12 protein-coding genes are annotated in these 13,473 nt (G+C 67.5%); 8 read left to right on the top strand and 4 right to left on the bottom strand.

Translation table 11 applies throughout. The annotated features are described in order from the left end of the window. Window positions 1-27: 27 nt before the first annotated feature. From yajC to ACR4XW_RS13715, 6 genes are read left to right on the top strand one after another with little or no spacing between them, the layout of a single operon-like run. A complete protein-coding gene (gene yajC / locus ACR4XW_RS13740) occupies window positions 28-537 on the top strand; it encodes a preprotein translocase subunit YajC (protein ID WP_434761125.1) in 510 nt (169 codons plus the stop codon). A gap of 40 nt (window positions 538-577) precedes the next feature. Then, complete coding sequence (gene secD / locus ACR4XW_RS13735; RefSeq protein ID WP_434761190.1) at window positions 578-2,236, top strand: protein translocase subunit SecD; 1,659 nt, start codon at window positions 578-580, stop codon at window positions 2,234-2,236. Continuing rightward, the gene (secF, locus tag ACR4XW_RS13730) at window positions 2,229-3,371 is read left to right on the top strand and encodes a protein translocase subunit SecF (protein WP_434761124.1); all 1,143 of its coding nucleotides are present in this window, start codon (window positions 2,229-2,231) and stop codon (window positions 3,369-3,371) included. The genes secD and secF overlap by 8 nt, the downstream gene beginning before the upstream one ends. A 1-nt stretch (window position 3,372) precedes the next feature. Continuing rightward, window positions 3,373-3,930 (top strand): adenine phosphoribosyltransferase, encoded by a 558-nt coding sequence (locus tag ACR4XW_RS13725; protein ID WP_434761123.1) that lies wholly within the window; start codon window positions 3,373-3,375, stop codon window positions 3,928-3,930. Between the two features lie 3 nt (window positions 3,931-3,933). Then, window positions 3,934-5,025, top strand: a complete 1,092-nt coding sequence (locus ACR4XW_RS13720; protein ID WP_434761122.1) for a potassium channel family protein — start codon at window positions 3,934-3,936, stop codon at window positions 5,023-5,025. A 56-nt stretch (window positions 5,026-5,081) separates the two neighbouring features. Next, on the top strand, window positions 5,082-7,379 hold the full coding sequence (locus ACR4XW_RS13715) for a RelA/SpoT family protein (protein WP_434761121.1): 2,298 nt from the start codon (window positions 5,082-5,084) through the stop codon (window positions 7,377-7,379). 22 nt (window positions 7,380-7,401) lie between these two features. Here the strand turns inward: ACR4XW_RS13715 and ACR4XW_RS13710 are convergent, their stop codons facing one another. Together ACR4XW_RS13710 and ACR4XW_RS13705 are read right to left on the bottom strand one after the other, a co-directional pair. After that, window positions 7,402-7,758 carry a thiol-disulfide oxidoreductase DCC family protein gene (locus ACR4XW_RS13710; protein WP_434761120.1) on the bottom strand — a complete coding sequence of 119 codons (357 nt, stop codon included), beginning with the start codon at window positions 7,756-7,758 and terminating at the stop codon, window positions 7,402-7,404. A gap of 4 nt (window positions 7,759-7,762) precedes the next feature. Beyond that, the gene (locus ACR4XW_RS13705; RefSeq protein ID WP_434761119.1) at window positions 7,763-9,007 is read right to left on the bottom strand and encodes a DUF349 domain-containing protein; all 1,245 of its coding nucleotides are present in this window, start codon (window positions 9,005-9,007) and stop codon (window positions 7,763-7,765) included. A 31-nt stretch (window positions 9,008-9,038) separates the two neighbouring features. Here ACR4XW_RS13705 and ACR4XW_RS13700 point away from each other — a divergent pair, with 31 nt between their 5' ends. Both ACR4XW_RS13700 and hisS read left to right on the top strand, forming a co-directional pair. Then, window positions 9,039-9,740: an MBL fold metallo-hydrolase gene (locus tag ACR4XW_RS13700; protein WP_434761118.1), complete on the top strand. Its 702-nt coding sequence runs from the start codon at window positions 9,039-9,041 to the stop codon at window positions 9,738-9,740. Next, window positions 9,740-11,074, top strand: a complete 1,335-nt coding sequence (gene hisS / locus ACR4XW_RS13695) for a histidine--tRNA ligase (protein ID WP_434761117.1) — start codon at window positions 9,740-9,742, stop codon at window positions 11,072-11,074. The genes ACR4XW_RS13700 and hisS overlap by 1 nt, the downstream gene beginning before the upstream one ends. Before the next feature lie 27 nt (window positions 11,075-11,101). On the opposite strand, the gene ACR4XW_RS13690 is transcribed toward hisS, so the two are convergent. Both ACR4XW_RS13690 and ACR4XW_RS13685 read right to left on the bottom strand, forming a co-directional pair. Further along, a complete protein-coding gene (locus ACR4XW_RS13690) occupies window positions 11,102-11,776 on the bottom strand; it encodes an SPFH domain-containing protein (protein WP_434761116.1) in 675 nt (224 codons plus the stop codon). A gap of 329 nt (window positions 11,777-12,105) precedes the next feature. Next, window positions 12,106-13,395, bottom strand: coding sequence for an APC family permease (locus ACR4XW_RS13685; RefSeq protein WP_434761115.1), 1,290 nt, complete (start codon window positions 13,393-13,395; stop codon window positions 12,106-12,108). Window positions 13,396-13,473: the final 78 nt, after the last annotated feature.

Raw genomic sequence — 13,473 nt, 5'->3', positions numbered from 1 at the left:
CTGTCATCACAACTGTTTAGGAATGTTATGCCCGAGAACATCGTGTCCACGCTCGGCCTGCTCGCCGTCATGGGCTTGCTCTTCTACCTGCTGTTGATTCGCCCCCAGCAGCGTCGGGTCAAGGAGCAGGCCAAGATGATGGACGCCCTGCAGCCCGGGACGACCGTGATGTTGTCCAGCGGCATCATTGCCAATGTTGTCGAGATCGGTGACACCCAGGTGCTGGTGGAAATCGCCCCGGGCCTGGAGATGTCGGTGCTGAAGCAGGTCATCATCAACACCAGCGCGACCGATGAGTTCGCCGCCGATGACGACGAGCCCGGCACCGAGGCCGACCCGGCTGTGGTCACCGGCGACGCTGCAGTTGCCCAAGAAGCTGTTGGTGCCGACGAAGCGGTGACCAATGAGCCGGTTGTCGCCGACCCGGTGGTCACCGAGCCCGTCGTCGAGGACACCGTGACCGACCGCACCGACGTGCCGGCCGCCGAGCCGACCGACGATCCCGAGGTCGCCCGGCCGGATCGCAGCCAGGAGTAATCGCGCCCCCATGCACAAAGTTCGACCTGTTCGCACCCTGGTGGTGTTGGGCGTGTTGCTCATCGCCATGCTCGCCACCATGGTCGCCATGGGCAGTTGGAAGCCCAAACTCGGACTGGACCTCCAGGGCGGCACGACGGTCACCTTGACCGCGTCCACCCGCACCGGCGAGGTGACCCCCGAGAGCCTGGAACAAGCCCGCACCATCATCCAGAACCGCGTCGACGCCCTCGGCGTCGGTGAAACCGAGGTCACCACCTCCGGTGGCAACCAGATCGTGGTGGCGGTACCCAACGTCCAGCAGGACGAACTGGTGCGGATGGTGGGCACCACCGCGGTGCTGACCTTCCGGCAGGTGATCACCGCCCAACCGGTGATGCCGACCCCGCCCTCGCCGAGCGAGCAACCCTCCGGCGAACCTTCCGGTCAACCTTCGGGCGATCCCAGCGGTCAGCCCTCGTCGGACCCGACCGCCCAGCCCTCGGGTGAACCCTCCGGTCAACCGAGCGGTGACCCGACCACCGCCCCGCCCGAGCGGGAACCGCAGCTGCCGCAGGCGCCGCGTCCGACCGAACCGGGATCGGGCTGGAGCCCCGAAGAAGCCCTCACCTGGCAGCCCTCGGCGGAGGACCAGCGGGCTTTCATGGAATGGAATTGCTCCGACCCCTTCCCCGAGGTCTCCGATCAGCCGCTTTTCGCCTGCAATCGCGAGGGCACCGAGAAGTACCTGCTCGGCCCGGCCCTGATCAGTGGCGACCAGTTGGACAGCGCCTCGGCCGGCGTTCCGCAGAACGAGTTCGAGTGGGTCGTCGAACTGGCCTTCAACGGAGAGGGCGCGCGCCTCTTCGAGGCCGCCACCCGTCAGCTCGCCCAGCTCGGCCAGCCGAACAACCGGTTCGCGATCGTGCTCGACTCCGATGTGATCTCCGCCCCCAGCGTCGACGAGCCGATTCCCGGCGGACGCGCGGTGATCCGCGGCGGATTCAACCAGTCCGGCGCCAACGAGTTGGCCAATGTGTTGAAGTACGGCTCCTTGCCGCTGACCTTCGAGGTCTCCTCGGTGGACAACATCTCGGCCGCCCTGGGTGGCGAACAGCTCCGGGCGGGCATCATCGCCGGCATCATCGGCCTGATCCTGGTGCTCGGCTTCGCGATCTACATCTACCGGGCCCTGTCGGTGGTGATCTTCGCCTCCCTGGTGATGGCCCTGGTGATGACCTGGGCGGCGCTGTCGATCCTCGGTGAGTCGGTGGGCATGGCGCTGAACCTGCCCGGTATCGCCGGCGCGATCGTGGGTATCGGCATGACGGCCGACTCCTTCATCATCTACTTCGAACGCGTCAAGGACGAGATCCGGCAGGGCCGCACCGTGCGTTCGGCCGTGGAGAGCGCCTGGGATCGCACCAAACCCACCCTGCTGATCTCCAACGGTGTGCAAGCGTTGTCGGCGGTGATCCTGTTCATCCTGGCGATCGGCGCGGTCAAGGGCTTCGCCTTCGTGCTCGGGTTGAGCACCGTGATCGACCTGGTGCTGATCTTCCTGTTCAGCAAGCCGCTGATGACCCTGTTGGCCCGCACCCGGTTCTTCGGTGAGGGACGCCGTGGATCGGGCGTCTCCCCGGCCCTGGTCGGTGTCAGCGAACTGCCCGGTTCCCGTCGTCGGGTCCGTTCCAACAAGGAGGTGAAGGCGGATGCGTGAAACCCTCGCCCGCCTGCGACACGGCACTTTGGACGCGGACTTCGTCGGACGCCGCAAGCGCTGGTACATCGTCTCCGGCATCATCCTGGTCATCTGCATCCTGGCCCTGCTGATCCGCGGCCTGACCCTGGGCATCGAGTTCAAGGGTGGCGCCGACTTCCAGGTGTCCACCCCCGTCACCGCCGAGACCACCGAGCAGTACCGGCAAGCGGTGCTGGGCTCCGGGGTGGAGAACCTCGAAGACCTCTCGGTGCTCACCATCGGTGACAACACGGTGCGGGTACAGACCCGCTCCCTCGAGGTCGACGAGGTCGTCCAGGTTCGCCAGGCCATCGCCGACCAGGCCGGGGTGAGCGCCGAGGAAGTCAACTACAACCTGATCGGCGCATCCTGGGGTGGACAGATCACCAAGAAGGGCCTGCTCGCCCTGGCGGTCTTCATCGTCCTGGTGATGATCCTGATCGCGGTCTACTTCCGCGACTGGAAAACCTCGGTGGCCGCGATCGCCGGTGTCTTCCACGACCTGATCGTCACCATCGGCGTCTACGCCCTGGTGGGCTTCACCGTCACCCCGGCCACCCTGATCGGTGTGCTCACCATCCTCGGCTATTCGCTGTACGACACGATGGTGGTCTTCGACAAGGTTCGCGAGAACGTCAAGGGCCTCACCGGTCGTCGCACCACCTACACCGATGAGACCAACCGGGCCCTGAACCAGGTACTGGTGCGCTCGGTGAACACCACCGTGATCGGCCTGCTGCCGGTGCTCGCGCTGTTGGTCGCCGGTGTCTTCGTGCTGGGTACCGGCCCGCTGAAGGACCTCTCCCTGGCCATGGCGGTCGGAATGGCGGTCGGCGCCTACTCGTCGATCTTCGTCGCCAGCTCGCTGTTGGTGGAGATGAAGGAACGCGAACCGGCGATGATCGAACACCGCCGACGGTTGGCCCACCGGGCCGAACGGGCCGCGATGCGCAAGCACCACGGTCAGTCGTCCGGATCGGTCTCGGTACTGGAGGACACCGAGGTCGTGACCGAAGAAGCTTCGGAACCGCAGCGCACGCCGGTCAGCCGCCGAGACTTCGACGAGGAACGCCGGCAGCCGCGCCGCAAGCCGCGCAGTCAGCGGAAGAAGTGAGATGACCAACGGACTGGCCACCCAACGACGGGACCTGATCGCCTCGTTGATCAGGGACGTCCCCGACTTCCCGAAACCGGGCGTGGTGTTCAAGGACATCACCCCGGTGCTGGCGCATCCCGAGGGTTTCCGGGCGGTGATCAGTGAACTGGTCAGCACCGCGCCGACGGGCGTCGACGTGGTGATCGGCATGGAGGCCCGCGGGTTCATTCTGGCCGCACCGGTGGCACTGGCCCTGGGCGCGGGCTTCGTCCCGGTGCGCAAGCCGGGCAAGCTGCCCGGCACCACCTACTCGGAGTCCTTCTCGCTGGAATACGGTCACGAAACCCTGACCATTCAGACCGACGCGGTGCGGGCCGGATCACGGGTGCTGGTGATCGACGACATCCTGGCCACCGGCGGCACCGTGGGAGCCACCGCCGCGCTGATCCGCAAACTCGGTGCCGAGCTGGTGCACGTCAGCGTCCTGTTGGAACTGGGGTTCCTGAATCCCCGCGAACGCCTCGTCGAGCACGGCCTGGGCGAAGGCGAAGTGAGCTCCATCCTGACGGTGGACTGACCGATGGCACGGATGAGAGGCGGGTTCCGCAATCAGATCCTGGTGACGCTGCCGGAGAAGAAGATTGCGCCCCTGGTGCAGTTGGCCCGCCGCGGACTGATGGCGGTGATCCTGCTCACCGCGGCCACCTTGCTGGTGTGGGTCGACCGGGGCGCCTACATCGACAACGTGAACGCCGACGGGGTCGACCTGATCGACGCCCTGTACTACTCGACGGTCACCATGACCACCACCGGGTACGGCGACATCACCCCCCACTCCGCCCATGCCCGGATCATCAACGCCGTGCTGATCACCCCGATGCGGGTCGCCTTCCTGGTGCTGTTGGTCGGCACCACCTTGGAAGTGTTGGCCAACGAAACCCGCCGAATGATCCTGGACAGCCACTGGAGGAAGCACATGCGCAACCACGTCGTGATTGTGGGATTCGGCACGAAGGGACGCAGCGCGGTCGCGACCCTGCAGCGCAACGAAACCCCGCTCACCAAGATGCTGGTGATCGACCCGCGCTCCCAGGCGATCGCCGATGCCAACCAACTCGGCCTGGCCGCGATCGAGGGGGACGCCACCCGCCGGGACATCCTGCGCCGGGCCGAGATCGCCAAGGCCCGCGAAGTGATCATCACCGTCGACCGGGATGACTCGGCGATTCTGGTCACCCTCACCGTCCGCCAGCTCAACCCCAGCGCCCATGTGGTGGTCGCGGTACGGGAACACGAGAATGGCTCCCTGCTGCGTCAATCCGGTGCCGATGCGGTGGTCACCTCGTCGGACGCGGTCGGACGACTGCTCGGATTGTCCGCGGTCAGCCCCAATATCGGCCTGGTGATCGAAGACCTGCTCACCTCCGGCGACGGGCTCGAAGTGGCCCAGCGTCAGGTCGGCCCCGAAGAGGTCGGGCAGGCCCCCGGTGAGCTGGAGGGTGAGCGGGTGATCGGGGTGGTGCGCAACCACACCCTGCGACGCTTCTACGACCCGACCGTGGCCACCCTGGAAGCCGGCGACGAAGTCGTGGTGATTCGCCGATCGGTGCTGCCCAAGGCGCCGGGGTCGTCCGGCCCGGGCCGACCGTCCACTCCCGGTGGGGGCGCCTGATCCTCCGATTGGGTGATTGGGCCTAGAATGGGGCTCCAATTGCAGGGAGGTGCGCGATGGCCGATCGATTGACCACAGAGGCCGGCAACGCGCCTGCCCCGGACCGGATCCGGTCGGGCCCCGAGCAACCGAGGTTGAGCATGCGCCACCGGTTGGCGCGCCTGGGGGCGATCCGCAACGCCCAGCTCGCCGTGCTCGACCCCCTGTTCAAGGTGATCAAGGCGAACCACCCGAAGGCCGACCTGGCACTGGTGGAACGCGCCTACCGCACCGCCGAGCACTACCACCGCGGCCAGACCCGCAAATCCGGTGATGCCTACATCACCCACCCGCTCTCGGTGACGACGATCCTGGCCGAGCTCGGCATGACCGAGACCACCCTGTGCGCGGCCCTGTTGCACGACACGGTCGAGGACACCGAATACACCCTGGAACAGCTCACCAACGACTTCGGCAGCGAGGTCGCCCAGTTGGTCGACGGGGTCACCAAGCTCGACAAGGTCACCTACGGTGATTCGGCCCAGGCCGAAACCCTGCGCAAGATGATCGTGGCGATGAGCCGCGACATCCGGGTGCTGGTGATCAAACTCGGCGACCGGCTGCACAACATGCGCACCCTGCACTTCCTGCGTCCCGACAAGCAGGTGCGGATCGCCCGCGAAACCCTCGAAATCTATGCCCCCCTGGCGCACCGGCTCGGTATGAACTCGGTCAAGTGGGAACTGGAGGATCTCTCCTTCGCCACCATGCAGCCCAAGCTGTACGACGAGATCGTGCATCTGGTCGCCGAACGCGCCCCGTCCCGGGAACGGTTCCTGCGGGAGGTCTCCGAGCAGGTGCAGGCCGACCTGAAGGCCGCCAAGATCAAGGCGACCGTCACCGGACGACCGAAGCACTACTACTCGATCTACCAGAAAATGGTGGTGCGCGGCCGGGACTTCTCCGACATCTACGACCTGGTCGCCCTGCGCATCCTGGTCGACACCCCACGGGATTGCTACGCGGCTCTGGGCGTGATGCATGTGCGCTGGAACCCCCTGCCGGGGCGGTTCAAGGACTACATCGCGATGCCGAAGTTCAACATGTACCAGTCGCTGCACACCACGGTGCTGGGCCCCGAGGGCAAGCCGGTGGAACTGCAGATCCGCACCTGGGACATGCACCGCCGCGCCGAATACGGTGTCGCCGCGCACTGGAAGTACAAGGAGTCGGCCCGTTCCAGCAACGGCCAGGCCGCCTCGGAGGAAACCCAACTCAACTGGGTGCGCCAACTCACCGAATGGCAGCGCGAAACCGCCGACCCGGGGGAGTTCCTCGACTCGCTGCGCTTCGAGATCAACACCGGCGAGGTGTACGTCTACACGCCCAAGGGGGACGTGATCGCCCTGCCCCAGGGTTCGACCCCGGTCGACTTCGCCTACGCCATCCACACCGAGGTCGGGGCCCGTTGTGTCGGGGCCCGGGTGAACGGCCGCCTGGTGCCCCTGGAATCCCAGCTCAACAACGGTGACCGGGTCGAGGTGCTCACCTCCAAGGCCGACGGTGCCGGGCCCAGCCGCGACTGGCTGTCCTTCGTCAAGAGTGCGCGGGCACGCAACAAGATCCGTCAGTTCTTCACCCGGGAACGGCGCGAGGAATCGATCGAGCACGGCAAGGAAATGCTGGCCCGGCAGATGCGGCGCGCCCAACTGCCGCTGCAGCGTCTGCTCACTCTGGAACACCTCACCGCGGTGGCGAACCATTTCCGCTTCGCCGACGTCAGCGCCCTCTACGCGGCCGTGGGGGAGGGCCACGTCGGCGCCCAGGCCGTGATCGGACGGCTGATCGAACTCGAGGGCGGCACCGAGGCAGCCACCGAGGAGGCCCTGGAAGACCACCCGGTCAGCCCACGCCGCACCCAGGTTTCCGAGACCGGCATCGCGGTGCAGGGCGACCCCACGGTGTGGGTGAAACTCGCCAAGTGCTGCACCCCGGTGCCCGGTGACGAAATCATCGGCTTCACCACCCGCAGCCAGGGTGTGTCGGTGCACCGGGCCGACTGCACCAACGCCGCCGACCTGCAAACCAAGTCCGACCGGCTGGTGGAGGTCTCCTGGGCCCCGACCGCCGAGTCCACCTTCCTGGTGTCGATCCAGATCGAATCCCTCGACCGCACCGGCCTGCTTTCCGATGTCACCCGGGTGGTGTCCGACCAGCACGTGTCGATCGTGTCGGCCTCCACCGCCACCAGCCGGGATCGAACCGCCAAGGTGAACCTGACCATCGAAACCCCCGACCCGACCCACCTGGGGCACCTGATCCGGTCCATCCGCCGGGTTCCCGGCGTCTACGACGTCTTCCGCGTCGGCACCTGACCGGGCCGCACCGCAGGACAGCTCAGCCGGGCAGACGGTGCCGGTTGTCGGCAATCAGCCGGTACCCGATCCGGGCCAGGGCCCGGCAACCCGGAAGCCTCAACAGCCGACCCACCGGCCGGCTCCACCACGGCCCGGCCCGCAGCAGACCGGCCACCGCCTCGGCGCCGGAGTGAAGCCCTCCGACCGCGTCCACCCACTGCAGCGCCCGGGCACATTCCTGTCGGGTCAGGCCCAGGGCAGCCAGGTCGGCACGCTGATACGGCACCACGACGAAATCGCTGGGATCCCGGCGCAGACCTTCGGCCCGCCGGGCGGCCCGGGTGCAGAACCGGCAGTCGCCGTCGTACACCAGCACCGGCCGGCCGGGCGCCACCACCCGGTCAGCCGGAGTAGTCGGCGACGGCCTTCTCGGCCTCGGTGAGCCAGGTGCCGTAGGTTTCGGCGGCCTTGCGGTGCTCGGCAGCCTTCTTGGCGTCGCCCTTGGCCTCGGCTTTGGCCGCCTGCTCCTCCAGCTTGGCGATCTGGGCGCGCAGCTTCGCGGCGGTGTCCTCGGCGCGCTGCCGCGCCTCGGGGTCGGTGCGCCGCCACTGCTCGTCCTCGGCCTCCTTGAGGGCCTTGTCGAGTGCCTTCAGCCGGTTGTCCAACGGACGGATCGCATCGCGCGGCACCTTGCCGATCTCGGCCCACTTCTCCAGCAGCTTGCGGTACAGCGTCCGGGCGGCTTCCAGGTCTTCGGCGGGCTTGATCTGCGGCTCGTACTCGTCCAGCAGTGCTTCCTTGGCCTGCTGGTTGCCGATGAACTCGGCGTCCTGCTCGGCCATCGCGGCATTGCGGGCATTGAAAAAGGTGTCCTGCAGACCGCGGAAGGTGTTCCACAGCTTGTCGTCCACCTCGCGCGGGGCGGGGCCGGCGGCCTTCCACCGTGCCATCAGATCGCGGAACTCACCGGCAGTGGGTCCCCAATCGGTGGAGGTGGCCAACCGCTCGGCCTCGCTGATGATCTGCTGTTTGATCACCTGGGCCTCTTCGCGGCGCTTGGCCTGCTCGGCGAACTGGGCCTTGCGGCGCCGGGTGTAAGTGGTGCGGGCGCTGGAGAAGCGGTGCCACAACTCGTCATCGGTGGCCTTGTCGATCCGCGGCAGGGCCTTCCACGATTCCAGCAGATCCCGGAACCGGTTCACCCCACCGCGCCAGTCGTTACCGGCGGCGAGCTTCTCGGCCTCGGCGACCATCGCCTCCTTGGCCTGCTTGGTCTCGGCATTCTGCTGGGCCCGGGCGGCCTTGCGTCGTTCGGTCGCCTCGGCCAGAGCCGGGGTGAGGGCATCCAGTCGGGAGATCAACCCGGCCAGGTCGCCGACGGCATTGGCCTCGGCAATATTGCTCTTCTGGGCAGCGATCCGCTTCCGGGCCTCGTCGGGGTTCAACGCCCCGGAGGCCAGTCGGGATTCGAGCAACCCGACCTCCACCTCGAGGGCTTGGAATCTCTTCACGAAGAAATCGAGTGCTTCTTCGGGGGAGACGTCCGGAACCTGGCCGACGCTGCGTTCCCCGTCCGCGGTGCGGACGTAGACGGTGCCGTCGGGGTCGACGCGGCCGAACTCGGCCGGTCCTGCTGCTTCACTCATGGGACATATCTTGCCGGATAAGGTGGCGCTTGTGTGGATTGCCTCTTTTCCAGCCGGTCCGTGGCAGACGAACTGCTACCTGCTGGCTGCCGAACCAGGTGCCGAGTGCATCATCATCGACCCCGGAATGACCGCCGCCGACACGATCGCCCGAGTCGTCGAGGAACATGACCTGACCCCGGTTGCGGTGCTGCTCACCCATGGGCACATCGACCATCTGGCCGATGCCGAGCCGGTGTGCACCCGCTACGACATCCCGTGCTGGATCGCCGCCGAGGACCGACACCTGCTGACCAACCCGACCGCCGGGGTGGGCATGGCGAAGGACCTCTTGGCCCAACTCGGTATCGAACGCGAGTTCACCGAACCGGCCGTGGTGCGCGAATTGGTGGACGGACAGCCGATCGCGGTGGCCGACCTGAAGGTGCAGGTTCAGGCCGCACCGGGGCACACCCCCGGATGCATGCTGCTGAGCGTGGACTGGCCGGCCGACCAGCAGCCGGAGGGAATGACGGTCTCGCAGGCCATCTTCACCGGGGATGTGCTCTTCGCCGGGTCGATCGGACGCACCGACCTGCCCGGTGGAGATGGCGCGGTGATGGATGAAACACTGCGCACTGTGGTCAGCCGACTCGATCCCGACGCGGTGATCCTGCCCGGGCACGGCCCCCAGTCGACCATCGCCCGCGAACTGGCCACCAACCCGTATCTGCAGAACATCGAAAGGCCGTGATGAGCCGCCCCAAGGCCATGTCGGGGTACCCCGAATTCCTGCCCGCCGACCGGATGGTCGAACAGTACGTCCTGGACGCGCTGCGGGCCACCTTCGAACTGCACGGTTTCGCCCCGATCGAAACCCGTGCGGTCGAACCACTGGATCAGCTCGCCCGCAAGGGTGAGATCGACAAGGAGATCTATGTGGTGCGCCGGCTGCACGCCGAGGCGCAGGCCGAGGACGACCTGGGACTGCACTTCGACCTGACCGTGCCCTTCGCCCGCTACGTGCTGGAACACGCCGGCCACCTGGCCTTCCCCTTCCGCCGCTACCAGATCCAGAAGGTGTGGCGCGGGGAACGCCCCCAGGAGGGTCGCTACCGCGAGTTCACCCAGGCCGATATCGACATCGTCGGCCAGGATCGGCTCGCCGACCATCACGATGTGGAGATTCCGCTGGTGGCCCTGGACGCCTACGAGCGGCTGCACGTCGATCTCGGGGTGCCGCCGGTGCGGTTGCACGTGAACAACCGCAAGCTGTCCGAGGGCTTCTACCGGGGACTGGGCATCGAGGAACCGGCCGGGGTGCTCCAACGGGTCGACAAGTACGACAAGATCGGCCCCGAAGCGGTGACCGACCTGTTGGTCGACGAACTGTCGCTCAGCCGGGCCCAGGCCGAGGCCTGCGTGGCCCTGGCGGGAATCTCGGCCGGCGACGAGTCCTTCGTCGATCAGGTCGCCGCCCTGGGGGTGAGCCACCCGATGCTGGACGAGGGTGTGGCGGCCCTGGCCGCGGTGGTGCGGGCCGCCGAACGGCAGGTACCCGGCCGGCTGCTCGTCGACCTGAAGATCGCCCGCGGTCTGGACTACTACACCGGCACCGTTTACGAGACCCTGCTGGCCGGTTCGGAGAAGCTCGGCTCGGTCGGTTCGGGTGGACGCTACGACTCCCTGGCCAGCGACGGGAAGGTGACCTTCCCCGGGGTTGGGTATTCCTTCGGGGTGACCCGGCTGCTGGTGCCGCTGTTGGGCAAGAAGAAGCTGCAGGCATCGCGCAGCGTGCCGAGTTGTGTGCTGGTGGCGGTCGATTCCGATGACACCCGTGACCAGGCCCTGGCCGTGGCGCACCGGTTGCGCAGCCGCGGCATCAGTGTGGAGGTGGCCCCGAAGGCCGACAAGTTCGGCAAGCAGATCCGCTTCGCCGACCGCCGGGGCATTCCCTTCGTGTGGTTCGGTGCCGGGGTGGACGATTCGGTCAAGGACATCCGCTCCGGGGAACAGGTGCCGGCCGACCCGGCCACCTGGGAGCCCCCGGCCGACGATCTGCGGGTGCGGGTCGACGGCAACTTCTGACAGTTACCGTCGACCCTTTCCGGGCGCTTACTCGTTCCGGTCGTCGTCGAAGCGCAGGTGCACCGCCGAACCGTACGCCGCAGCCGACTCCACCAACCGGATCTTGGCCAGCGCGGGATGCTCGTCGAGCAACCGGGCGCCGTTCAGCATCGCCCGCAGGGCTGCGGTCTCGGCCCGTGCCGCAGCGAGCTTGCGCTCACCCTCCAGCCGGACGGTGAGCAACTCGGTGCTCGCCCGACGCAACTCCGCCGGCAACACCACGTCCTTGATCACGACCGATTCGACCTGCAGGCCCACCTCGGCACCGGCCGCCCGGGCCGCGGTGGTGAGGTCCTCGGGCAGGTCTCCCCACGACCGCTCGGCGATCCGGGCCACCTCCAGGGTGGCGATGCGCTCGCGCAGCCGCACCTGGGTGGCGAGGTAGACCACATCCTCGGGCACGGCCGAGCGCTGGAGGAAGGCCACCGGGTCGGTCACCCGCAACGACAGCGTCAGGGTGAGTCGCACCTGTGCACCGTCGGCGGTGGTGATCTCCTGGGCCGGCATCGGCAGCAACTGCGAGCGCATCTCGACCGGCCGGTAGCTGGTGTGCCGGTACTTGCGGTACCGGCCCGGTTCGAGCACCCGGGCGGGACGCCCCGGACGCTGCGCCACGACGCGTTCGGTCTCGTCCACGATGACGTGGAACATGGTCTCTTCCATGGTGGGCCCCCCTTCGAGGGATTGTTTCGGATGGGTAGGTCAAACATCGGCAAACCGACACCCGAACCGCGCACGGTCCGTCGCGGGGCAGCGCCGGGGGACGTGATCGTCGCCCGGCCTGCCGCAGGGCGACGGGCCGATCAGGTGCGGTCCGGGTGCCGGCCAGGAATGAGGACTCGAACCTCGGCCCGGCGAGCCGGGCTTTGCCATAGGAGGTATACGGGTTCCAAGGCGCAGAACCGGTGGTCGCCACAGCGATCCGGCTACTCCCCGCATTCCGCTACCAGGATAGGAAAGCCCGTTCCCGGTGAGCAACGGAATTACCGGGCTCAGAAGGAGCGGCGGCCGCGAGGTGGGTCGGGGTTGTCGTCCTCGTCGGCGAACAGCTCGTCGAGCGAGAAGGCGTGCCGACCGGTGTCCTCGGGGTTGTCGGTCACTATCGGGATACCCCGGGCCGCGGTGTCCAGGATGTCGTCGATGTCGTAGCCCTCGTCATCGTCCGGATCGTTTCGGTCGGGGTCGATGATGGCGTGCCGGCCGGTGATCTCCACCTCGGAGTCATCGTCCTCGTCGTCGTCCCGAACCACCGGAATGCCGCGGGTGGCGGTGGTGACCACGGCGTCGTAGTCGCTGTCGTCGTCATCAGCGTCGGCCCAGGTCGGCCCGGACGGCTGGTCGGGTTCACCGGGGTCCGGCTCGTCGGATGCGGGGGCCGAGGGCTCGGTAGCGGCTGCCGGGACGACCGGGAGCTGCGGATCGGTCGTTTCGAGATCGCTTGCTTCCAGATCGCTTGCTTCGAGATGAGGCGCTTCGAGATCAGTCGTTTCCGGTTCGACGCCCGTGGCCTCGCCTGCTTCGGGTGCGCCTGTTTCGGGTTCGCCTGCCTCCGGTTTGCCGGTCTCGGGTTCGGCGACCCCGGCTTCGGCGGTCTCGGCAGAGGGTGCCGGTTCCTCCGGTTCTTCCTGATCCACCGGTTCGTCCTGCGCCGTTACGGCCGGTCGTGCGTAGGGATTGGTGGCGGGCTGGGCCGTGGCACGTCCTTCGCGGGGCCAGTCGACCAGCGCGCTGCGCGGTGGGCTGGGGACCACCCCGGGATCACCCGGTGCCAGATCGGTGGCGTCGGGGGTCGGGGCGGTGGGTGCGGTGACGTTGTCCAACCCGGCGAAGAAGGCGTGCTGAGCGGCCTCGGCCCGAGCCGGCTCGGCCTCCGGCAGCACTGGCTCCGGTGTCGGCATCTCGTCCTCGATCTCGTCGTCCGACACCTTCGCCGCCTTGCCGGCACTCGGGACGGTGACCAGATCGAGCACCTCGGGCACCATCAACACCGCACCGACGATCGGCATCAGACTCAGCCACCACGGCAACCCGGTGACGAAACCCCAGGCGCCCACACCCACCGACGCCACCAGCATCGAGGCACCGAAAACCAGGGCCAGACGGCGTCCCAGAGCGCTGCGCGGTGACGAGATCAACCCGATATTGGTCAACGCGGCCAACCCGGCGACCACCCCGAGGGGTCGGGCCAGTACCCAGCCCAAGACCGCAGCCGCGCCGAAAACCAGGGCGGCCAACAGCGCGGAAGCCATCACCAACACGGTGATCACGCGGGAACGGGGCATAGCAAGCAGGTTATCCCGCCGGGGATCAAGAAGCACCGGCCGACACCCCGGCAGCTGTGCCGGCCGACCTACACTGGC

Source organism: Pseudenemella bisphenolivorans, from assembly GCF_051133435.1.
Classification (GTDB): domain Bacteria; phylum Actinomycetota; class Actinomycetes; order Propionibacteriales; family Propionibacteriaceae; genus JAAYAO01.
This window is presented reverse-complemented; position numbering and strand designations above follow the sequence as displayed.